The sequence below is a fragment of the Paenibacillus kribbensis genome (assembly GCF_001705305.1).
Lineage (GTDB): Bacteria > Bacillota > Bacilli > Paenibacillales > Paenibacillaceae > Paenibacillus > Paenibacillus kribbensis_B.
In genome coordinates this window covers 511,368-533,831 of record NZ_MCBP01000001.1, presented here as the reverse complement: position 1 = coordinate 533,831, position 22,464 = coordinate 511,368, and the positions used below count along the sequence as shown (strand labels likewise).

The window sequence follows — 22,464 nt, the reverse complement described above, 5'->3', positions numbered from 1 at the left end:
GTTTTTTTATGCTGTCCATCTGGTCCGCTTCGACCGATATACATAATAGGAAGTATGCAAGATTACACGATCAGGAGGATCCGATGGACCATTCGCCTCATCTTAAATCGTATGTAAAAAAGCATCCTGATAATAAAATGGCCTGGTATTTACTCGGTAAAGAGTATGAGAGCAGCGGTCAGGAGGGCAAAGCAAATTATTGCTTCAATCGGGCGGGGGAAGTGTTTGAAGCCTTCGAGCATAAACAGATTCCGGCAGACGTATGGATGGAATATCAGGATAAACTGGTTCAGATGTCCAAGGAGAAGGAGCGACGAACAGCCCGAACACGCCATCTGCTAACTGCGCTCATGGTGCTCTTGCTCATATGGGTCCCCTCAGCCAACGCACCGAAGCATTCAAATGAGAACGCATCCGTACCACCCGGAACCGAACGCACAGCAGTCGATAACGTGAAAGCTGCAGAAGTACCGAATGTTGTTCCAAATGAGGCAGCTCAGATCGGTGGGACTAATGCTGGTGGCGTGTTTACGGCTCAAGGTCGAAAAGGGAGCGGAGCTGAAACGGCGCTTGCTGATATGCTGACAAAGACGGATCGCCTGCCCCCCAAAACCACCGTGCTGGGCATGGAGCAAAGCGGCTCATGGTTACTTTGGAGAGATGGAATGCAGCCATTACTCAGTGTGCAAAACAAAGGTAATGGTGGATTAGCTGTTCAGTCTTACGACGCTGCTGCGTGTGCTTGCAAGCCGTCGGACAGGGAGAATCTTCGCAAAGCAGGTCTGGTATGGGCTGCCGGCCAGGAGGAGCTGGCTGTGCTGAATAGCTCCATGCGTGCTTTTCGTTCGCAGCATCAACGTCTTCCCCAGAGTCTTGATGAGCTGACCCGAAACTTTCCTGATAACACGATGTACGGTACGACAGAGGAGATGAAGAAGGCTTTTATACCTGTGCGTAATTTACTTGCTTCACCGGGACAACGGACAGGGAAGGAATCAGATCAACAGGCTGGCAGCAGTCCTTTACTGGCATCGTCGCTACATGGACGGCCTTTTCTGGGGCAGCCGCTGCGAATTGTGGTAGACAAATCCAAGCACAGGCTCGGACTGTTGAGTGGCAATGTGCTCATCCGGAATTATCCAGTGGGATTGGGTGGAGAAAAAACGCCGGAAGGGAAATTTGTAATTAGCGACAAAGTAGTGAATCCAAACGGTAAATCCAATGGTGAGTTCGGTAGCCGTGGAATGCAGCTGTCTGCAACGAATTATGCCATCCATGGTACCAACGAGCCAGACAGCATTGGGAAAAATGAGTCGCTGGGTTGCGTTCGCATGGGCAAGAGGGATGTGGAGGAATTGTTTGCTCTTGTGCCTTCAGGTACGGAAGTGGTCATTGGTACTGGGGGATTGCCTGATCAAGTGCTTGTCCCTGATTCCCGATTTACGAGTGAGCCGAAGCATGATCAGACGAATCCCCGCAAAACCTATCACTGGTTAAATTAATCTTTTCGGTGCAAGAGCTACTTGTTGTTTAACGGGTTCCCGCTTGTGCTAAAACAATGACCAGGACGATCACAACGATGAGGAGAACAAAGCTGACGGCGGTCCATACAATCGCCTTCTTGTTCACCTCGTCCTTTTTCTTTTGCAGACTGGGCGGCTTGCGCTTGGTCTTCATATCAGCAATCCCTCTTTTCTGACGGGCTAGGACCCTGTCTTACTATGTCCATTGTAAATGGTTTGATTATACATTTTCAATGACATCTCTATGACAACTGAATTGTTCTGCTGCCGTACCTTGCAAATTACTTTCTTTTTGGTATGGAAAAAGCTAAACTATTTTGTAGAGATGTTTTTTTAGGATTGTGCAAGGGCATAGAACGGAGTGGATGACAACGTGTTGTATCGAAGGATTGTAAAACCTGTTTTTTTCAAAATGAGTCCGGAGACGGCCCATCATGTAGTTATGGATGGCTTAAAGTACGCGGGGGCGCTACCCGGTGGAGCAGCAACGCTGCGAGGGATGTACGGAGTCAAGAAAACGGAGGATCTTGCCGTTGATCTGTTCGGCCTTCATTTTCCCAACCCGATTGGACTGGCTGCGGGATTGGATAAAAATGCGGAAGCGGTTGCCGGCTTTTCCTCGATCGGGTTTGGTTTTATGGAAGTAGGCACAGTGACACCTGTCGGACAGCCCGGGAATGATCGGCCTCGCTTGTTCCGATTGCCTCCTGATGAGGCATTGGTCAATCGGATGGGCTTTAACAATCTGGGTGCGGAGAGTATGGCCGAACGATTGGCTGCACTCAAACATCGGCCTGTTCCGGTCGCTGTTAATATTGGCAAAAACAAAATCACGCCCAATGAGGATGCCCATAAGGATTATGAAAAGTGTATTTCCGCGCTATATCCGTATGCGGACTTCTTTGTAGTGAATATTAGCTCCCCGAATACACCGGATTTGCGAAAGCTCCAGCATGGCAGTGAACTAAAGTCATTGCTGGAAGCGGTTCGGGCAGAGATGGGTGTGCAGGCGGCCAAGTATGGCGAAGCCAAGTCTGTGCTGGTCAAAATTGCGCCAGACGTATCGGATGAGGAACTGGAATATATGACGGATGCGATTGCTGCCAGTGGAGTGGATGGTATTATTGCGACCAATACAACCATATCCAGGGCTGGTTTGACACACCGGAATGCGAGTGAAACGGGAGGACTGAGTGGCAAGCCGCTGCGTGACCGTTCTACAGAGGTTATCGGACGGGTATACCGCCAGACGGAGGGAAAGCTGCCTATTATCGGATCGGGCGGCATTTTCACCAGCCGTGATGCCTATGACAAAATTAAAGCAGGCGCGAGCCTGATTGAAATTTATACAGCCTTGATTTACGAGGGACCGGAAGTGAACCGGGCTATACACGCCGGTTTGCGTGAACTGCTTCGAAAGGACGGCTTTAGACACATAACCGAGGCTGTTGGTGCAGATCACAGATAAAAAATGTGGTATCGGAAGAGACAGGAGGTACGGGATGGACGGAAGAGACTGGGGAACATTTTTGCTGCCATATGATCAGGCGGTGGAGGAGCTTAAGGTCAAGTTCAAAACAATGCGTGCGGAGCTGAAGAAGCGCGAGGAATACGCTCCTATCGAATTCGTAACCGGACGGGTTAAAAAAATATCAAGCATCCTCGATAAAGCGAAGAGATTGCAGGTTTCTCCTGATCAGCTGGAGACGGGAATCGAGGATATTGCGGGCATCCGTATTATGTGTCAATTTGTTGAGGATATTCGGCGGGTAGCCGAGTACATTCGAGGGCGCAAGGATTTGACTGTGCTTTATGAAAAGGACTATATCACCAACTATAAAGATAGCGGTTATCGCAGCTTTCATATGATTGTGGAATATCCGGTGCAGACGGCGCTGGGATTGAAAATTGTGCTGGCGGAAATTCAGATCCGTACATTGGCTATGAATTTCTGGGCCACCATCGAGCATTCACTCAGCTATAAGTATCGTGAGAGCTTGCCGGATGAAATGCGGACACGGTTGAAAAAGGCCGCTGAGGCAGCCTTTGTATTGGATAATGAGATGTCTTCCATTCGTCTTGAAATATTGGAAGCACAGAAAAAATTTGAGGATGAAGCAAATATCGTTTCCAAAGTGTTAACAGGTATGCATCGCTTGTATTTTTACCATAAGATTAGTGAAACGATTGATGCACAGCGCAGGTTTAATGAGCTGTGGGAGCAACACGATATGGAAGGAATCAAGCAGCTTCACGATGAAGTTAAGCAGATGCTGCAATCCTCCACCAAGGAAGAAGACAGGGATGAATAAATGCTGAACCTTTCCTATGAACCGTTGTACGTGACATACTTGATATACTTCAATCGGGATCGGGATTATTTTGAATGTCATGAGGTGCTGGAAGAGCTGTGGCTTAAGCTGGACCGTGACCCTGTATATAAAGGTTTGCTGCAAATAGCTGTAGGGCTGTTTCATTTTCGCAATGGTAACTATCGTGGTGGACATATGATGCTGGACAGTGCGGTACATAGGCTGGAGCATGCTCCACCGCAGGCGCTGGGCATTAATATGGCGAAGCTGGTGGACGAGGCGCGCGCTTGTGCCCGCCAGCTTGCCGGGTTTGTTGCCGCTGGCAAGGAAGATCTTCAACATCAGCCACCGGTTTATCGGGATCTGACGATTGAAATTGTCGAGCCCGGGTTACGCCGGGCCGTAGAGAATGCATCGCCGCTCATTCCCGCCAATAATCCGCAGCAGCAAAGCCCGCGACGTGGGGAAAAGCATGAGCAGCGTCAGCAGGCGTTGGAAGCTTCAAGCAGGCGCAGACAGGACGCTGACGGCTCCTCGCCTGGAACGAAGGACACGACGTAATTCGAAGCGTGCCGAATAAGCAAACAGCCCGATCCCATAAAAACGGATCGGGCTGTTTTATCGTTCCAGAATGTGCAAACGACCTCTAGGAGGTTACGTTCTTTTTATATTTTTCGAAAAAGGCTTTGAAATCGTCCAGCGTATAGCCGTTGTCGGAAGGGTTTTCCTTCAAGCCGCCGATCATGCGATCCTTTTCAACGCCTTTTTCATAATAGACGAGCGTAGGGGTATATTCAATGTTGTACTTGTCCCAGCCGTCCTCATACTCACGCAGATTAAACTCGTGCATCGTAATGTTCTCTTGTTTGCTCAAAGGCATCAGCTGGGGAGTAGTGGCGCGGCAATGAACACAGTCGGAGGCAAAATGATATACGAAAAAGCTTTCTTTTTTATCAATTTTGCTTTGCAGATCCTCTGGCTTAATAATCTGCTGATAGTTCGGATCATTCAACAATTCTTGAGTGGCTGGCTTTAAAGAAGCTGTGGACACGCCATAAAGATTGTTTTTAGTGCCTGAATTTAAAGCGAGCAGCACTCCAATCAAAATGGCTAGCACAACAAAAAAACCAATGACAGGTATAAGCTTTTTTTTGTTGGATTTTTGGGCGTTCACTGCAATCTCTCCTATCAAAATTCAAATTATATGGCTAAGAATCTCATTATTATACAACATTACAGCCTGTAGTGAAAGTTTGCAAATTACACGAATATTGCGGCATCATGGGTTGATTATGGTACAATAAATTTTATTTTAACAGGACAGGATGATTACGATTATGGGTGTACAGCTTCCAACAGCATTTGTGAAGCGTATGGAGCAACTGCTCGGCGACGAATTTGAAGCTTTTATGGCTGCTTATGATCACACGCCACACGCAGGAATACGCGTCAATACGCTAAAAATTCCAGTGGAGGCGTTTAAGGCGATTTCGCCATTTGAGCTGCGGCCGATACCGTGGTGCAGTACAGGTTTTTACATTCCACACGGTACGAAGCCCGGGTTACATCCTTACTACCATGCGGGGCTGTATTATGTGCAGGAACCCAGTGCAATGTCTCCAGTAGAGCTGCTAGATGTGTCTGTGGATGAGGCTGTATTGGACCTGTGCGCTGCGCCGGGGGGGAAATCGACTCAAATAGCCGCCAAGCTGCAAGGAAGCGGCGTATTGGTGACGAATGATATTAGCACGGAACGAACCAAGGCGTTGGCTAAAAATGTGGAATTATACGGTGTGCGTAATGCTGTGGTATTGAATGAAAGCCCGGACCGGATCGCTCAGGCCTTTCCTCATTTTTTTGACAAGATTTTAATTGATGCACCTTGCTCGGGAGAAGGCATGTTCCGCAAGGATGAAGACATGGCGAAGCAATGGGAAACGCACTCTGTGGAAAAATGTGTGGTCATGCAACGAGACATTTTGCGTGTAGCGGCTTCGATGTTGAGCGACGGGGGAAGGATTGTTTATTCGACCTGTACCTTTGCACCAGAGGAAAATGAGGGGATGATCGCGGAGTTTCTGGCGGCTCACCCCGATTTTGAGGTTATTCCTGTTCCTTCAGGAGCAGGCTTTGCACCAGGACATCCGGAATGGGTGAGTGAAACGGTTGCGTCAGCTCATCCTGAGCTGCGTGGGACGGCACGCCTTTGGCCGCATCTTGTAGAGGGCGAGGGACATTTTATCGCTGTATTGCAGCATCAGGGCAGTCGTGCCGCTGTGGCAGAAAAGGCTTTGAACATGGATGTGGAACGGCCGCGCAGGAAACAGCATTTGTCTGTTGAGGAATCGTTGACTCGAAACGGACAGAGCATGCATGCCGCTGGAGATGCCAAACGAAGTAAAAAAGGAATGGATGGGAAGCCAGGCAAAGGAGCGACCGGACGCGGCTTTGAGGGTAGCAAGTCCCGTTCCGGCAAAACGGCTGTAAAGGCTGTGCGCACATCGCATGATGTGATGGAGTCCTATCGCCAGTTTGTAGAAGAGCAGCTTGAGATATCGTTTACGGGCTATACGGTCGTCTATGGAGATCGCATCTATCAGTCGCCGCTGGCTTCACATCGTCTGGACGGCCTTAAAGTGGTGCGTCCGGGCTGGTTTATAGGAACTGACAAGAATGGTCGATTTGTCCCTTCACACCCGCTGGCGGTAGCTTTGCGGCCGTCTGAGGCGGTTAGAAGTATAAACCTCTCTAGTTCAGATGCTGAAGCGATCCGTTATTTGAAGGGCGAGACATTATCCATCCCGGTTCAGCGAATCACATTGAAGAACGACGCACAGCCCAAAGGCTACGTTCTCATATGTATTGATGGATATGCAGCCGGATGGGGAAAGTGGCAGGACGGTATGCTCAAAAATGAATATCCAACAGGCTGGAGGTGGACATCGGTATGAGTGGAAAGGGCAGACAAACGCAGCGTTTGGACAAAGTTTTAACCCATATGGGATACGGTTCGCGCAGTGATATCAAGAGACAGGTAAAGCAAGGGATCATTACGGTGAACGGTCGAACCATCAAGGATAGCGGCTTGCAGGTTCATCCGTACAACGATCAGATCGAAGTGAACGGGGAACGTGTTGTTTTTCGGGAGTATATTTATATTATGTTGCACAAGCCGCCCGGTGTAATTTCTGCAACCGAGGATACGCGGGAACGGACGGTGCTGGATTTGCTGAGTGCGGAGGAACGACATTTTGAGCCTTTTCCAGTAGGGCGATTGGATAAAGATACAGAAGGGCTATTGTTGTTGACCAACGACGGCAAGCTGGCGCATGAACTACTGTCTCCACGCCGTCATGTCCCCAAAACGTATGAAGCTACCGTATCGGGTCATGTCACGGAAGAGGATATTCATCAATTTGCTGCTGGAGTGGAGCTGGATGACGACTATGTTACCCTTCCCGCTCAGCTGACCATTCTTCGGTATGAACATCTGCAGCAGGCGGATAAAGAAGTCATTTCCTATATTTCGCTTGTGATCCATGAAGGGAAATTTCATCAGGTGAAGCGTATGTTCGAGGCGGTTGGTAAAAAGGTGACCTATCTTAAAAGAACGGCCATGGGCCCGTTAATGCTGGACGAACAGCTGCCGCTGGGCAGCTATCGTGAGCTGACCCACGAGGAGCTGGCATGGATCGGGCGGGATTTGGCATCTGCAACCTCGGAGACTTCATGAGGATATACAGTAAAATGACGCACAGGCTCATATTAGAGCTCACTGTGCGTCATTTTGTATCATATAGATAACGGATGACGGCTACAAATTATTGTGCCTTTGCTGTTCGGCTTTTTTTCACTTCCGATGCCTTATAAGCTGTAACCTTGTTTTTACCTGTCGTTTTGGATATGTACATCGCCTGATCCGCCTGCTTGACCAGTTCATCCGGGTCCATTTCCTTTTTGACTGTACTATGGCCGACACTGATGGTCACGATGCTTTCCTCGGCGACCCGCTCGCGAATGCGTTCTGCGACATGTTCGACCTTGGCTCGTCGATCCACAACCATCGCCACCAGTTCCTCGCCGCCGTAACGCCCGGTCAGTCCGATTTCATCCAGCTCATCCTCCATAATCTGCGCGACCTGCTTCAGCACTTCATCCGCGCGGGCGTGACCCTGTGTATCATTCAGTTTTTTGAAATTGTCGATATCGCAAAAAATGACCGATACGCGGATTCCCTGCTCCAAGTATCGTCGCAGTCGTCCCGAAAAGTATTTACGGTTGTACAGACCCGTCAGACCATCTGTGATGGAAGAACGGTAAATTCTTTGAAGCAGCTCCACAATCCGTTCAAACAGGATGATAAACAACGTGGTGTAATACAGCAGCGGCAAAAATGAGATCCACAGAATTGCATTTTCCGTGCCTTCCTCTACAGGGATATCACTTCCCAGCCACAGACAACCGAGCCAGAGCAAATACAGAAGCAAGCCGGCTGTAAATTTCCTGGGCTGGCCGATTCTCGGGGTGATGAACACCATACTCAGTATAAGCACCAATACTCGATAAAACAGAGTAAATTCCACCAGCTTTGCTGCGCTAATCCAAGCGGGCAGCAGGCTGAAAGCCCAGGCAAGAACCGGCAATATCAATAACGCGCCCAGTAACAGCAGAGTCCATGTTTCCGCACGTTTTAGCTTTCGGTAGAGTTGAAATACGGCGACATTGATGAGCACGAAGGCAAATGCCTCCAGCGTGTTTTTCCACACGATTCCGTGCAGCAGCATCTTGCCTCCACTCGCCGAATAGAGATTCATGGCTTCATATGTCATAATAAAGATAGCGGCAACGGAAAAAAGAATATAGGCTTTTTTTCGTTGTCTGCTATATATGATCACGCACATAAGTGCCATCATGAGTATAATATACAAACCGCAGGCTGCAGTTACGGCCCCGGCTAAAGATGGGAAACCCCATGTTCCCATTAAGGACAACAACGTCAACGTCACCGACTCCATCTGTCTAGATAGTAAATCTATTGAACGGGCGATATCGTTCCGATACAATAGACAGGATTGATTCCAATTAAAATGTTATAATTTTCTTTTGTACTTAACATTTATTCTCAATATATCATCTTTCAGAAAATCCGGAAACCTATACATACAACCTGTGTTCCGGTCAGTACAATGGCTTGAAAGGGGAAGCACGTCATGAAATTGCTACAGGCTCTCTTTTTCCCACCCGAGCAACCGGGTGGCGTTTCATCTATGATTCCATATTTGCAAGAGCGATTTGCTTCTCCCCGTTGGGAGATGGAGCTATTTTCTATCCCTAAACGGATTCGCAACAAGGGTAGGGATGAAGTAACCTTTGAAACCTTTGACTGGACGCAGTATGGACAGTATCCAGTTGTACAAAAATATATCCAGACGTACCGTGACTATTTGTGGTGGACCCGGCTTCGCATTCAGAAGCCCTATGATCTTATTCATGCTCATCATCCGATTGCCGGGATCGCTATGAAAAATGTTTTTCCTGACATCCCGCTCGTGCAGACGATCCACTCTTCTTATGAGAAGGAGCTCATTCTAAACGGTAAAATAGAGGAACACGGGCCTGAACATCAATTTCTGATATCGCTCTATCGAGAAATGGAGTATAAGGCAGATCGCCTGATTGCGGTATCTCGTTCTTTCCAGCGTTATTTAGCACCGTATGTACAGAATCCGGAAGAAATTGTGGTCATTCCGAATGGATACGATGAGAAGCGCTTTAAGCCCATCCCACACGAAAATGAAGTGACACAGCTGATTACAGTCTGCCGCCTCGTTCCGGCCAAAGGACTGGACATATTGTTGAAGGCCTGTGCTGAATTGAAAAAAAGAAATCAGAGCTATGTCCTTCATATTATCGGAGACGGTCCGATTCGCCCTGAGCTGGAAGAGATGGCACGTCAGCTGGATATTTACCATGAGACGATTTTTTATGGATATACTCTTCATCCGGAAGAATTTATGCCTTTTTTTGATGTGTTCGTTCTGCCTTCGCGGGCGGAGGCCTTTGGTTCCGTATTTGCGGAAGCTGCGTTGAGCTGTCTGGCATTGGTCGGTACAAAGGTGGGGGGAATACCGGAGCAAATTGAGGATGGGGTAAATGGTCTGCTCGTGCCACCCGACAATCCGGAGGCACTGGCAGACGCATTGGAAAAAGTTATTGCAGATCCTGCCTATCGTTATGAGCTGGCTAGATCTGCCTGCGAAAAGGCCAAATCAAGTTATTCCTTGAGTAAGGCGGTTAATGAGCTGAAGAAAATGTATTTGAAGTTTCCACGTTAACCATGGCGCTTATCACCTGGTTTGGAATCTGAATGCCGAAAGCTGGAGTGAGGACGTGAGGAGCGGAAGGGCCTCCTGCGTCCTGCCATAATTAGTTTACCAATCCACATCAGACTGAGCATTCCGAAAATAGGATAGAGGACGGATAACAGTGAGCTGAAACCGAACTGACTGATTAGAAAACATGTGAGCATAATGAATAATGTGATAAGCTTGGGCGAAATTTGGATATGCTGACGAATTTGCAGACTGATTCCATAGATGTCGGCCACAAAGGTACTGAAGATTTCCATAAAAATAAGTACAATGTATATAATTTCGACCATCGAGCCCAACTGGTAAGCAATGCTGCCCATCGGAATTTCAAATTGCTGAATGCCAGGCATATGCGCTGACATGACAAAATGTGCAGCCATCAGCATAAACCCGACACCAATTCCGCCCAAAATGCCGCCCCAACGGATGGTTCTGCGGGAGAAAGTTTGGCTGCCAAGCGGGACAAGCACGGCCTGTGCCATCGTCAGATTGAAGGACGTATACAGGAGTGGAGAAATCCATGTCCGTAACGTACTGTGATCTGTCGTATTCGTAATAAAGCTCTGCGGATTTGGCATGGACAGTGTGCTGTGAACGAGCAGAAGAGATATGGTAATCATCAGCGGGACAACAATGGTGTTCATATGCAGAATCGCTTTAATGCCTTTATTCAGCAGCAAGTAAGTTCCGATCAGTGTAATGAGCAGTCCGGTCTGGTAGTGCAGATGAAGATGCTCCACAAAAACTGAGCCGGCTCCTGCCAGCATGACGCTGTTCACGCCGACCAGCACAGTGAGCGTGGACCAGGTGATCCATTTTCCGGCATTGGCGCCAAAAAGGTGCTTGTTCAGGTCCTCGTAGGACCTGGCTGAAATATCATGAGCGATTAGCATCATTTTCGTACCCAGCCATACAAATATGATTGTGGACAGCATAATCGTGAGTGTAGCCCAACGTCCATACTGCGTAAAAAATTGCAATATTTCTTGTCCGGTAGCAAATCCGGCACCGACGATTGTACCGATGTATGTAAAAGCAATCTGCAAAACATGAATATTACGTTTCATCCCCAGTCCCTCCTTGCCTGCTTGAATAACGCTACAGTGAGCATATAATACAAACTATGTTCAACTGAAATGGGACATGACTGGATGAAACTGAAATAATTATAGTGAATTCAATGAATAGCTTGACGGGAGCGTAATTTATGGGTCAAATCCTTGCATGGATACTAGAATACGGATATTTGGCAATGTTCGGCTTGCTTGCCCTTGGAGTAGCTGGTATGCCGATCCCTGACGAAGTGCTGATGATCGCCTTCGGCGGGCTCGTGTCTCAAGGACACTACAACTTTATCGCAGCGCTGGCAGTTACATTTTCCGGAAGTATGACGGGTATGATGCTTAGCTATACGCTGGGGCGTCTGCTGGGCAAGCCGCTGTTGCACCGATACGGTAAATGGGTGAGGCTTACCCCCTCAAGGATTGCCTCTTCTGAAAATTGGTTCGGGCGCTACGGCACCTGGGGGATTCTGTTTGGTTATTTTGTCCCCGGCCTGAGACATGTGTCCTCCTATTTGGCAGGTACAACCCGTCTAAGCGTTTTTCGCTATATCAGTTATGCATCAGCAGGAGCGCTGCTGTGGTGCGGTACGTTTCTGGGGATTGGACATGCGGTGGGCATGCACTGGGAACAGGTGGCAAAGCTGATGGAGAAGGTAACGCATCGGGTAGGTTTGGTCGTCATTCTATTGATCGTTTTGGGTGGAATCACCGCATGGTTCTGGAACAAGCGTAAAAAAAATGTTACATGACCATATGGAAAGCAGGCTTTGGCTTGAAAGCGGCAGGTGAAGTATGGTACTTTTACCGCATAGGAATGCCTTGGGAGGTCATGGAATGGACGTATTAAAGAAACGAATTTTAAATGAGGGTGTGATTGCGTCAGATCAGGTGTTGAAGCTGGAGGGTTTGCTTAACCACCAGGTTGATCCGGAACTGACGATGGAAATGGGACGAGAGTTTGCAGCCCGTTTCCGGGAAGAAAAAATCACCAGAGTCGTGACCGTGGAATCTTCAGGCATTGCCGTCGGCTTTGCGACAGCGCTGGAGTTGGGAGTACCGTTGGTATTTGCTCGTCGAAAAAAGACTTTATTGGCTGATCCGGACGCGCTGTGCGAACGCGTACCTTCGTTTACGAAAGGGATTGTCACGGATATTATGCTATCCCGTCAATTTATTCACGAACATGATCGTGTGTTGTTCATTGATGATATTATCGCAAATGGCGATGCCGCGCGAGGCATGGTGAAAATCATTCAGCGTTCGGGAGCCGAACTGGTCGGATTCGGCGTTGCAGTGGAAAAATGCTTCCAAGCTGGAGCGAGAACAATTCGTGAACAGGGCATTCGTGTAGAGTCATTGGTCAAAATCTCATCGCTGGCTGACGGTAAGATCGAGTTTGCTGAATAGTAACAATTCGGCTGCTCCTGATTCTTATTTGTAATAATAACCTTTGCATGAACCTCAATTTCGCTTATAATATAGATAAGGTTTTGGGAGAGGAGGCAGCAACATGGGGAAAGAACAATTGACCGAACAGTTTTTTCTGGAAAAACTGGCAGCGGCTAAAGTACATTTTGAACGCGCCTTGGATTGTAAGCATACGGAATTCGACGATTTGTATCCCTATATGATCGAACATCCTCAGTTTTTTTGGTATAAACGCTATGTGGCCTGGTCAGAGTTGTTGACGTTGGTTAACCTATGCGAGGAATTGTCCTTCTCTTGGAAAGAAGAGTTTACTGCCCACCAAGTGGAGTATGTAGATCAGCGAGTGTTGTCTGCACAAGTGCTGGACTTCTGGTACGAGAAGAACGATACAAAAGAACATGATCACAGTGTAAATCAGTCGGGATAATTTGTCGCTCTGTTGGCAATCCATATAAGTAGTAAGAGAGAAGAGACCTAGATGATTCGTTTAGGTCTCTTTTTAAGCTTTTTAATTATATATATGTGCTGGTCGTTGTGCCAAAAAGTGTGTAAAGGAGGGAACAGAATGATTTTAGATGAAGAATTGGATGCCTATCGGCTTTCCGGTGAGAAAGTGCGTGTCGTGCGGGATGGATTGGAGTCCAACGATGTCATTGGTATTGTTCTGGCGTGGGATGATGAGCAAGTGCTTATTCGCCGCCAGAATCGACGTGTGGTCAAGCTGGATCGCAATTATACATATCAGCCGTTCAGTGAGCCGCGTCACAATCCGGTAGAACTGGATAATTAGAAGCATGTGCTTCAAATGTGGTTGAATATCATAACTTGATGGCTCATCAGGCATACAGGAACTCCAAACCGGACACAGTAATGAAGAATAACTCAACATGAGAGGACGTGCTGTGTCAATGACGGTTATGAATGAAAAAGTCCATGCCTACAAGGATCAAATCAGCCATTTGGAAAATAAGCTCCCGGAGGTAGTCCATGCCTATCATCGTTTCACCGGAGAGTGCTTTCAAGCCGGGAGTCTGGATGAGAAAACCAAGCAACTGATTGCGCTCGGCATTGGTTTATTTGCTAACAATGAGATATGTACCTTTTATCATGTGGACGAGGCTCGGTCCAAGGGAGCCAGTGATCAGGAGATTATGGAGACCATTGCTGTAGCTGCAGCGGTAGGGGGAGGACACGCACTTAGCCAAGGGGTTACCCGTGTACAGAAGGCGCTGCAATAAAGCGAATGATTTATGGGAATTCATCATACACCGTTCATAGCGGGTAGAAATGGATAGCCTTAGCTAATAATGATGTAAAGAAGCTTCCGAGCACGGTTGATGCTTGCGGAAGCTTCTATTGTTTGCGAGCTGTGCGGGGATTACGCGCTTCCACTTGTGGCAGTAGCAGCAGGGCGAAGCGATTTACGCTTATATACCTGGGAAGGGGTAAACAGATTCCGTTCAGCGAACCGTAGAGGCTTGGTAGCTGAGCGGCTGTCTGGAAACTCGGGGCGATGTTTTTCAGGTAAAGGAAAGGCAGCTGTATGAGGCATAGAGGTTGGGAGCCCCAGATATGCACGCATTCGTTCATACATTTCCTTGCGAAATGCAGGCATAGCCATACTGAACTGCTTTTTATTTCCTTTACTTATATAGGTGGCGTGAACGCCTGAGTGGTTTTGTTGTATATCCAGAACACGAATATGATATTTATTGAATTCATGTTTTACTTCCGATAGTAGAATTCCAGTACGATCTAATGCTGCGTTAACCATTTCGACATAAAGAACAGGTGTTTTCAGAACACCGCTCTCTTCAAGAATCAGACTGTCCCGCTCAAATACTTTTTGAATAAAGATAAGAAGCAAATAACTTTTCACAAGAGACAATTCATTCTGAGCAGTAGCTGAAGAGATCATAACCATTCACCGCCTTAGGGGAATATGGTGATAACGCATATTTGGCTGAATGAACATAGAACCTACGTTCCTGAGAACTTGTGTTCTTATTTTAATTTATTATTCCTTATTTATCAAGGGGATAAAAAAATATAAAAGGTTTGACATCTTGATGTGAGCATGGTATGATCTATCTTGTCGCTAAGAAAGTTATCTTTCTAAGATATCGACAATATATGCGGTCGTGGCGGAATTGGCAGACGCGCACGGTTCAGGTCCGTGTGGGCTAACCCCCCGTGGAGGTTCGAGTCCTCTCGACCGCATCAACTTAACAATCATGGTTCGTAATTGCTGAGGCAATTACGGACCTTTTTTACGTAGGTTGCAGATTCAAGCTGCGGTGATGCACGCAAGGGAATTAATGCGATATCGGAAAGAGGAAATCGTCAGTTGTAATCATTGTCGATGAACAAAGAACTATAAAAATCATTTCTTTACCGATCGTTCTTGATATGCTATACTGATGACGCGAGAAAGGAGAATGTAATGGCGAGAAGTGAAGGATTTATTGAGATAGCAGTTGCTACCTCATAAGGAATAGTTACTTGCTCGTTTTTTAGAATGATCATTCTTTAATGTTGAGAGTAGCACAAAAAAGGATGAACAGTTAAGAAAGGTACGGGATTCCATGTGGAGCAAACTCTTGGGTATGTAAAGGAAGCGAAAGTTCCGTCCACATACTAGAATGATTGTTCTAATTTTGTGAATAAAAGAAACTAACAATATTAACGAACAGAAAGGAATGATTGAAGATGGAATATCGTGTATTAGGTAAAACAGGTCTTAAAGTAAGCAGTTTTGTATTAGGTACTGGTACATTTGGTTTTTGGGGAAACAACACGAAGAAAGAGTGTGAACCCATTCTGGATGAGGCTTTGGCTGCAGGAGTCAACCTGATCGATACTGCGGATGTCTACTCAAGTGGTCAAGCAGAAGAAATTTTAGGTGAACTACTAAAAGGGCGCAGGGAGGATATCATTCTGGCCACCAAAGGTGGTTTTCCCATGGGCAGTGGACCCAATCAATCTGGTAGCTCGAAATATTGGATTAAGCAAGCTGTAGAGGATAGTTTGCGAAGACTTCAAACCGATTATATCGATTTGTATCAACTACACCTGCCTGATGTTAACACCGATATTGAAGAAACTCTTGATGCGCTTACGGATCTGGTTAGAGAAGGGAAGATTCGCTACATTGGCACATCAAACTTTCAAGCATGGCAAGTAACAGAAGCTCAATGGACTAGCGAACGCAAAAATGTAGCACGTTTTGTCTCTGAGCAATCCCCTTATTCCATTTTAAACCGAAGTATTGAATTCGATTTGCTTGCTGCCACAGCAAAATACGGAATGGGCGTTTTGGTTTGGAGCCCACTTTCGGGTGGTTTATTAACTGGTAAATACCGATTTGGGGAATCGTACTCCTCCGACTCAAGAGCAGCCACCTTTGCGGGAAGCTTAAAATCAATTGTTGACCCTAATCGGGAAGAAAACCGGACCAAGTTTGAAGTCATAGCAAAACTTCAAAAACTAGCAGATGAAGCGGGGTTAACTTTACCTCATCTTGCCATGGCATTTACACAATCCCATCCTTCCATAACTTCTGCTATTATTGGGGCTAGAACGATCGAGCAGCTCCGGGAAACCTTAAAGGGTAGTGACATTCGATTAAGCAATGATGTACTTGATGCGATAGATACGATTGTTCCACCAGGTGTGACTCTGGATGCAATGGAAAAGGGATGGACTCCTGATTGGTTAGAAGCAGACAAGCGAAGAATTAAGGGGTAAACATATTAAGATAGCAACTCTAAAAACATAAAATCAAGCGGAAATGCTTGATTTTATGTTTTACTTTCAAGCTGCTTAGCACTCACTTGAGTTAATGAGGTACTAGATAAAGCGATATACCTGTTTTCGCTTCAAGGTTACGAAAAAAATTCAATGCATGAATTAATGGAATGAGAGCATACTGGTACAGCATTAGAGCTAATACTGGGCCTATGGCATCAGTTCAATGCTGGCTCCTCAATGTTTCGTTCCTATAGCTTTAAATCTGATGCTGTACTAATGGTGAGGATGCAAAAGCGTATGTAATATGTTTTTTTCTTTACTGATCGTTCTCAATATGTTGAATTATTAACAGGAGGGAACTGAGTTGTCAAGAAACAAGGAGTTTGATGAAATCGAGGTATTGGATAAGGCGATGCAGCTTTTTTGGGAACAGGGCTACGAGAAGACCTCCATGACAGATCTGGTTAAGCATATGGGAATCCATCGCAGAAGCTTATATGACACATTTGGAGACAAACATACGCTTTTTCTGATGGCGCTGGATCGTTATGACAGTAAAATCAGTGCTTCTCTTGCAAGAGGAGTTAAACGCTCCAAAACTGCTATGGAAGCACTCCAATCTGTTGTTGGCATCCTGATCTGTGGGGAAGAGGACTCGCCTTCAGGCTGCTTAATGGTAAATTCGGCGGTGGAGTTGGCTGCGCGCGATGCCGATGTTAGTGATAAGTCTGCTGAGGCGTTCACAAAAGCAGAGCAACTGCTCAAGGAAATAATCCTTTGGGGGCAGCGAGAGGGTGAATTCACCTCTGATTACGACGCCGGGGAATTGTCAGAATATCTGCATAATGTAGGGGTTGGGTTAAGGAGTATGGCAAGAACCTCGATTCCCAGAGAGAAACTTCACCGTATAGCCAACATATCAATGAAGCTTTTAGAAAAATGATTAGGTTATTATTTTTTTCACATTACTAGAATGATCATTCCTGTATGTTTAGTCTATTTAGCTTCCTGACAATTCGGTTTGTACGGATAACTAACATTCAAATGAACAATCCGAGTTAGAAAACGATGCAAAACAGTTTAACGTTTACACTAAAAATAGAGGTGAGCTTGTAAGATGAGAAAAACTGTACTTATCACGGGAGTATCGGGCGGGATTGGTAAAGAGTTGGCGGATCGTTTCGCCAAGGATGGATTTAATTTAGTACTGGTGGCGCGTAGTGAGGGAAAGCTTTTGGAGCTTGCGAAGGAATATCGGAAAAAATATGGTATCCAAGCGACGGTCATCGCCAAGGATGTCGCGTCACACGGCGTACCGGAGGAGATTTCCGCGGAGCTCAAGGAGAAGGGGATCGTCGTTGACTATCTTGTCAATAATGCCGGCTTCGGTTTGTACGGGACATTTTTGGAGACGAAGTTGGAGCAAGAGACGAATATGATTGACGTTAATATAAAGGCTCTGACGATTATGACGAAGCTGTTCTTGCCAGATATGGTCAAACGGGGCCAAGGGGGCGTGATGAATGTGGCTTCATTGGTGGCTTTTTTTCCGGGACCTATGATGTCGATTTACTACGCGACGAAGGCGTATGTGCTGTCATTCACCGAGGCTCTTGAAAACGAGCTGAGCGGCACGGGTGTGACTGTGACGGCGCTATGTCCGGGACTTACGTCAACCGGCTTCGTTGATCGTTCGGGTATGGGTGATTCGAAACTGTTCCAGAGTGGCGCTATCATGGAGGCAGGTCAGGTAGCTGAGGAAGGGTATCGAGGCTTCTTACGCGGCAAGACAATCATCATACCAGGGGCTCGGAACAGATTAATGGCGCTCATTCCGCGGCTGCTGCCACGCAAATTGGTGACTCGTATGGTTAGATCCACACAAAACAGAACGGGACACTGACTTATTAGTCAGCAAAAAGGTAAGATGCAAATTTGAAAAATAATTGTGCGTTATCTGAGAGAAGATGCAATTCGTCCTGACAAAAACATGAATAAGTTTAAAAAGTTAGAAACTGTTACCATTTATAAAAAATACTTTACTGATCGTTCTAGAAATGATATGCTTAGTCCAAGTTAGATCTAACCGTTCTTTTATCACTAAAATAGAATGATCATTCTTCAATTATCAAAATAATGTTTCTTAAAAGGGAGAGAATCATATGAAGTATACAGTTATTACAGGAGCAAGTTCAGGAATAGGTTATGAGACAGCATTGGCGTTTGCGGCACGGGGCAAAAACCTGATTATTGTAGCTAGAAGATTGGACAAATTAGAAGAGCTTAAATCAAAAATTCAGGAAATAAATTCTGATTTGGACGTTGTTATTCTTACAAGTGACCTGTCGGTTACTGATCAGGCCTATACCCTGTATAACGATTTAAAGGAATATCAAATCGAGACATGGATTAATAATGCAGGGCTTGGAGAAGGCTCCTTTGTTGCTGATCAGAAGCTGGAAAAAGTGGAGACTATGCTGCGTGTTAACATCGAATCCTTGACCGTCCTTTCTACACTATATGTGCGAGATTATGCTGATGTAGAAGGTACTCAGTTAATTAACGTATCTTCAGCACTTGGATATGCTATCGCTGTAGGCAGTGTTGCTTATTCTGCATCGAAATATTATGTTAGTGCCTTCACTGAAGGGCTTGCCAAAGAACTGGAACTGAAAGGTGCAAAGTTAAAGGCAAAAATACTTGCACCAGCCATCACGGAAACGGAATTTGTAAAAAAATCAATTGATGTCGAAGATTATGATTACAAAGCGAACATGCCTAAGTATCATACTGCCAAGCAAATGGCGGGATTCATGGTGGAGCTTTATGATAGCAACGAAGTAGTAGGAATTGTAGACCAGAACTATGATTTCAATTTGAGAGAGCAAATCTATCCCGTAATTTCAGAATTTTAAATTCAATTGTACATCCGTGCAACTCATTTGAATAGGAGGAATAAAAGTGGAGAAATTATGGAGCAAAACGAAAATTGGTAACATGGAATTGCCTCATCGACTAGCGATGGGACCAATGACACGTAGTAGAGCGCAAGAAGATGGTACATCTGGAGAGCAGGCTTCCCTTTATTATGCCCAGCGTGCATCTATGGGACTTATTATTACTGAAGGTGTACAACCGTCAGATGATGGTCAAGGTTATTTATGGACACCAGGGATCTATACGGAAAAGCATATTGAAGGGTGGAAAAAGGTTACAGATGCAGTGCATGAAGCAGGCGGATATATTTATATCCAATTAATGCATGCCGGTCGTATGTCACACCCCGACAATACACCCCATCATCGTCAACCCGTTGCACCTTCTGCAATCGCGCCAGGAGTAGAAATGTTTACGGCTACAGGCATGCAGGATATACCTGTACCACGTGAGTTACGTAAAGAAGATATTCAAACGACCATTGCAGATTATCGTAAAGCAGCGGCGGCAGCTATTGCAGCAGGAGCTGATGGTGTTGAAATTCATGGAGCAAATGGTTATCTGATTAATCAATTTATCGGAGAAAGTTCGAATACGCGGACGGATGAATATGGTGGCTCTATAGAAAATCGTGCTCGCTTCGCCATTGAAGTAGCAAAAGCCATTGTGGACGAGATTGGAGCAGAGAGAACAGGCTTCCGTATTTCGCCAGGGACCCCTCTTGGTGGGATTCAGGATGGTGAACAAGGTCCTGATCTTTACCGTTACCTGACGCAAGAATTAGCTAAATTGAATTTAGCTTACCTTCATATTATGCACCTTGGAAACGAAGAACTGCTTCAAGATATTCGTTCCCTATGGACGAATCCATTGTTAGTCAATCGGGCTGGACGGGCACTGGAAGATCTTAGCGTAGATATCGATAGTGGTCTTGCTGATCTGGTACCCGTTGGTGTATGGTCATTGGCTAATCCAGATTTAGTGGAACGACTTCAAAAAGGTGCGCCGTTGAATGAAGCAGATCCTGCAACATTCTTTGGTGGCGGAAGCAAGGGCTATACGGATTATCCTACGCTGAAAGAATTAGAATCCCAGAAGGGGTAAGTAAGTGGTTTTTAAATTGAAACTATAAAGTGGACAGTAATGCTAAAAAATGGCGTACAACTGAAAAATTGTACGCCATAAATTTATCCGATTATGGTATTTAGAAAGTGAAAATAATAAACGAAAGGGTGATGAATAAAAATGAAAACACTCATGAAAGCAGCTCAGATCACCAAGTACTCAAAAAAGATCCATGCGGAAGTTAATAATATTCCAATTCCAGAAATCAATGACAACGAAGTTTTGGTAAAGGTTAAAGCTGCGGCGGTCAATCCACTCGAAATGTTAGTTATCACAGGTAGCGTGAAATTGATTCAAGATTATGAATTCCCATTAACGCTTGGTAATGAATTGGCAGGCGTTATCAAAAAAGTCGGAAAAAATGTGACAGACTTTCACGTAGGAGATGGTATCTATACACGTCTCCCACTGAAAAAAATTGGTGCTTTTGCGGAATATGCAGCAATTGATGCTGCCGCTATTGCTCGCATGCCAAAAAACTTATCCTACGTGGAAGCCGCTGCAGCAGCATTGACTGGACTCACAGCGTATCAAGGTCTACATGAAGAACTTGAAGCACAGTCTGGAAAATCTGTTTTCATTCCAGGTGGATCGGGTAGCTTTGGTCAAATGGCTGTCCCAATCGCAAAGGCAATGGGTCTAAATGTCATTGTTAGTGGCAACGCACAAGCGCGCGAACGCACTTTGGAAATTGGTGCAGACCAATATTTGGATTACACAAAAGAAAACTATGTTGACTTGTTGTCGAATGTGGATTATGTGATCGATACTCTGGGGGCCAAAGAATTTGACAATGAATTAAATATCATTAAACCGGGCGGAAGATTGCTCTCTCTCCGTACAGGACCCAATAAACGTTTCGCAGAAGACAATAACTTTCCATGGTGGAAACAAAAGCTGTTTTCTGTTGTTGGCGCAAAGTATGACAACAAAGCCAAGAAACACGACGTGGAATACCGCTTTATCTTCGTTCGTTCTGATGGCGCACAACTAAAAGAGATCACCCAAATCATTGAAAAAAACAACATTGTTCCACCAATTCATCCAACACGCTTTACCATAAACAACGTAAATGAAGCGCTAGAATTAGTCGCAAATGGACGTCCAAAAGGGAAGGTTATTATTGATTTTTAAGGGTGACATTGATCAAAACATATGTAGCAGGCGTTGATCCACATCTTCAACGGAAAACGTATGATTTTTTATACGTTCAGCCAAGTGGCAAACAATAGACTGTACGAGCGGGAGAATCAACAACATAAAGTTGACAATTGAACTGTTTTTCAATTCACTTAAATGTATAATGAATGCATGAGGTGATACAATGGCAAGATATAAAGAATTTGAAGTTAATGAAGTATTAGATAAAGCGATACAACTCTTTTGGATGCAAGGGTACGAGAAAACCTCGATGCAAGAATTAGTTGACTTTATGGGAATTCACAGAAGAAGCATCTATGATACTTTTGGGGATAAGCATGCTTTATTTATGAATGCACTCAAACGATACGAGGCTATTCAAAACAACAAAATGAGATTATTGGTTGAGAAGCAAGAACCGGTTAAGGAATTAATTCGACAATTTTTCGAGTCCACTCTAGAGAAAAAAGGAGACCCTCAAGGGTGTTTCATCGTTAATTCGGGTGTGGAGCTGGGATTATTAGATCCAGAAGTTTCCTCCTTCGTTGAAGATAGCTATTCAAAAACGGAGAAGTTGCTATATAATCTCATTCTTTTTGGTCAACAAACAGGTGAAATCAAAGCTCATCTTGACCCTGAAGTTCTTTCTCATTACTTCATGAATGTTTGGTTAGGATTACGTACGATGGTCAAAACAGCAACTAATCAAGAGAAGTTATCGGGTATTATTAATACCGCACTGAGCATTTTAGATTGAAAAGGAAAAAATATGAATCTTAAAGCCGCTGATCTGAATAGCGAAGATCAGTGGCGC

General features: G+C 45.5%; 24 protein-coding genes and 1 tRNA gene. 20 read left to right on the top strand and 5 right to left on the bottom strand.

Going from position 1 to position 22,464, the window contains the following annotated elements:
- Positions 1–83: 83 nt before the first annotated feature.
- Positions 84–1,502, top strand: coding sequence for a L,D-transpeptidase (locus BAZ21_RS02400; protein WP_068496705.1), 1,419 nt, complete (start codon positions 84–86; stop codon positions 1,500–1,502).
- A gap of 28 nt (positions 1,503–1,530) precedes the next feature.
- On the opposite strand, the gene BAZ21_RS28780 is transcribed toward BAZ21_RS02400, so the two are convergent.
- Positions 1,531–1,677 (bottom strand): hypothetical protein, encoded by a 147-nt coding sequence (locus BAZ21_RS28780; RefSeq protein ID WP_007429837.1) that lies wholly within the window; start codon positions 1,675–1,677, stop codon positions 1,531–1,533.
- 219 nt (positions 1,678–1,896) lie between these two features.
- On the opposite strand from BAZ21_RS28780, the gene BAZ21_RS02395 reads away from it, so the two are divergent.
- The 3 genes from BAZ21_RS02395 to BAZ21_RS02385 are packed head-to-tail and all read left to right on the top strand — an operon-like array spanning position 1,897 to position 4,396.
- Positions 1,897–2,991, top strand: coding sequence for a quinone-dependent dihydroorotate dehydrogenase (locus tag BAZ21_RS02395; protein ID WP_068496703.1), 1,095 nt, complete (start codon positions 1,897–1,899; stop codon positions 2,989–2,991).
- Between the two features lie 34 nt (positions 2,992–3,025).
- Positions 3,026–3,835, top strand: coding sequence for a GTP pyrophosphokinase (locus BAZ21_RS02390; RefSeq protein WP_068496701.1), 810 nt, complete (start codon positions 3,026–3,028; stop codon positions 3,833–3,835).
- Positions 3,836–4,396 (top strand): DUF309 domain-containing protein, encoded by a 561-nt coding sequence (locus BAZ21_RS02385; protein WP_068496699.1) that lies wholly within the window; start codon positions 3,836–3,838, stop codon positions 4,394–4,396.
- Between the two features lie 85 nt (positions 4,397–4,481).
- Here the strand turns inward: BAZ21_RS02385 and BAZ21_RS02380 are convergent, their stop codons facing one another.
- The gene (locus BAZ21_RS02380) at positions 4,482–5,009 is read right to left on the bottom strand and encodes a thioredoxin family protein (protein ID WP_068496696.1); all 528 of its coding nucleotides are present in this window, start codon (positions 5,007–5,009) and stop codon (positions 4,482–4,484) included.
- 163 nt (positions 5,010–5,172) lie between these two features.
- Here BAZ21_RS02380 and BAZ21_RS02375 point away from each other — a divergent pair, with 163 nt between their 5' ends.
- Positions 5,173–6,786, top strand: coding sequence for an RsmB/NOP family class I SAM-dependent RNA methyltransferase (locus BAZ21_RS02375; RefSeq protein ID WP_068496694.1), 1,614 nt, complete (start codon positions 5,173–5,175; stop codon positions 6,784–6,786).
- Positions 6,783–7,568 (top strand): pseudouridine synthase, encoded by a 786-nt coding sequence (locus tag BAZ21_RS02370; RefSeq protein WP_068496692.1) that lies wholly within the window; start codon positions 6,783–6,785, stop codon positions 7,566–7,568. The genes BAZ21_RS02375 and BAZ21_RS02370 overlap by 4 nt, the downstream gene beginning before the upstream one ends.
- An 88-nt stretch (positions 7,569–7,656) precedes the next feature.
- Here BAZ21_RS02370 and BAZ21_RS02365 read toward each other — a convergent pair whose 3' ends face one another.
- Positions 7,657–8,817 (bottom strand): GGDEF domain-containing protein, encoded by a 1,161-nt coding sequence (locus tag BAZ21_RS02365; RefSeq protein WP_068497069.1) that lies wholly within the window; start codon positions 8,815–8,817, stop codon positions 7,657–7,659.
- A gap of 228 nt (positions 8,818–9,045) precedes the next feature.
- Between BAZ21_RS02365 and BAZ21_RS02360 the strand changes: the two genes are divergently transcribed.
- Positions 9,046–10,170, top strand: a complete 1,125-nt coding sequence (locus BAZ21_RS02360) for a glycosyltransferase family 4 protein (RefSeq protein WP_068496690.1) — start codon at positions 9,046–9,048, stop codon at positions 10,168–10,170.
- On the opposite strand, the gene BAZ21_RS02355 is transcribed toward BAZ21_RS02360, so the two are convergent.
- Complete coding sequence (locus tag BAZ21_RS02355) at positions 10,167–11,273, bottom strand: YkvI family membrane protein (RefSeq protein WP_068496688.1); 1,107 nt, start codon at positions 11,271–11,273, stop codon at positions 10,167–10,169. The genes BAZ21_RS02360 and BAZ21_RS02355 overlap by 4 nt on opposite strands.
- 140 nt (positions 11,274–11,413) lie before the next feature.
- Between BAZ21_RS02355 and BAZ21_RS02350 the strand changes: the two genes are divergently transcribed.
- From BAZ21_RS02350 to BAZ21_RS02330, 5 genes are all read left to right on the top strand, one after another.
- Positions 11,414–12,019, top strand: coding sequence for a DedA family protein (locus BAZ21_RS02350; protein WP_007429848.1), 606 nt, complete (start codon positions 11,414–11,416; stop codon positions 12,017–12,019).
- 85 nt (positions 12,020–12,104) lie between these two features.
- On the top strand, positions 12,105–12,677 hold the full coding sequence (locus BAZ21_RS02345; RefSeq protein ID WP_068496686.1) for a xanthine phosphoribosyltransferase: 573 nt from the start codon (positions 12,105–12,107) through the stop codon (positions 12,675–12,677).
- A 103-nt stretch (positions 12,678–12,780) separates the two neighbouring features.
- Complete coding sequence (locus tag BAZ21_RS02340; RefSeq protein ID WP_007429850.1) at positions 12,781–13,125, top strand: hypothetical protein; 345 nt, start codon at positions 12,781–12,783, stop codon at positions 13,123–13,125.
- Between the two features lie 138 nt (positions 13,126–13,263).
- Positions 13,264–13,488 (top strand): hypothetical protein, encoded by a 225-nt coding sequence (locus tag BAZ21_RS02335; protein WP_068496685.1) that lies wholly within the window; start codon positions 13,264–13,266, stop codon positions 13,486–13,488.
- 118 nt (positions 13,489–13,606) lie between these two features.
- Positions 13,607–13,936, top strand: a complete 330-nt coding sequence (locus BAZ21_RS02330; RefSeq protein WP_007429852.1) for a carboxymuconolactone decarboxylase family protein — start codon at positions 13,607–13,609, stop codon at positions 13,934–13,936.
- A gap of 140 nt (positions 13,937–14,076) precedes the next feature.
- Here the strand turns inward: BAZ21_RS02330 and BAZ21_RS02325 are convergent, their stop codons facing one another.
- Positions 14,077–14,616 (bottom strand): hypothetical protein, encoded by a 540-nt coding sequence (locus BAZ21_RS02325; protein ID WP_068496683.1) that lies wholly within the window; start codon positions 14,614–14,616, stop codon positions 14,077–14,079.
- Positions 14,617–14,833: 217 nt separating this feature from the next.
- On the opposite strand from BAZ21_RS02325, the gene BAZ21_RS02320 reads away from it, so the two are divergent.
- From BAZ21_RS02320 to BAZ21_RS02285, 8 genes are all read left to right on the top strand, one after another.
- Positions 14,834–14,918, top strand: a tRNA-Leu gene (locus BAZ21_RS02320).
- A 489-nt stretch (positions 14,919–15,407) separates the two neighbouring features.
- Positions 15,408–16,445, top strand: a complete 1,038-nt coding sequence (locus tag BAZ21_RS02315; protein WP_068496681.1) for an aldo/keto reductase — start codon at positions 15,408–15,410, stop codon at positions 16,443–16,445.
- Positions 16,446–16,812: 367 nt separating this feature from the next.
- On the top strand, positions 16,813–17,391 hold the full coding sequence (locus tag BAZ21_RS02310) for a TetR/AcrR family transcriptional regulator (protein ID WP_068496680.1): 579 nt from the start codon (positions 16,813–16,815) through the stop codon (positions 17,389–17,391).
- A 174-nt stretch (positions 17,392–17,565) separates the two neighbouring features.
- A complete protein-coding gene (locus tag BAZ21_RS02305; protein WP_068496677.1) occupies positions 17,566–18,351 on the top strand; it encodes an SDR family NAD(P)-dependent oxidoreductase in 786 nt (261 codons plus the stop codon).
- A gap of 259 nt (positions 18,352–18,610) precedes the next feature.
- Entirely contained in the window at positions 18,611–19,363 is a 753-nt protein-coding gene (locus BAZ21_RS02300; protein ID WP_068496675.1) for an SDR family NAD(P)-dependent oxidoreductase, read from the top strand.
- Positions 19,364–19,409: 46 nt separating this feature from the next.
- Complete coding sequence (locus BAZ21_RS02295; RefSeq protein ID WP_084011491.1) at positions 19,410–20,489, top strand: alkene reductase; 1,080 nt, start codon at positions 19,410–19,412, stop codon at positions 20,487–20,489.
- A gap of 141 nt (positions 20,490–20,630) precedes the next feature.
- Positions 20,631–21,644 carry an NADP-dependent oxidoreductase gene (locus BAZ21_RS02290; RefSeq protein ID WP_068496673.1) on the top strand — a complete coding sequence of 338 codons (1,014 nt, stop codon included), beginning with the start codon at positions 20,631–20,633 and terminating at the stop codon, positions 21,642–21,644.
- A gap of 190 nt (positions 21,645–21,834) precedes the next feature.
- The gene (locus BAZ21_RS02285; RefSeq protein ID WP_068496671.1) at positions 21,835–22,407 is read left to right on the top strand and encodes a TetR/AcrR family transcriptional regulator; all 573 of its coding nucleotides are present in this window, start codon (positions 21,835–21,837) and stop codon (positions 22,405–22,407) included.
- The last annotated feature ends 57 nt before the right edge of the window (positions 22,408–22,464 follow it).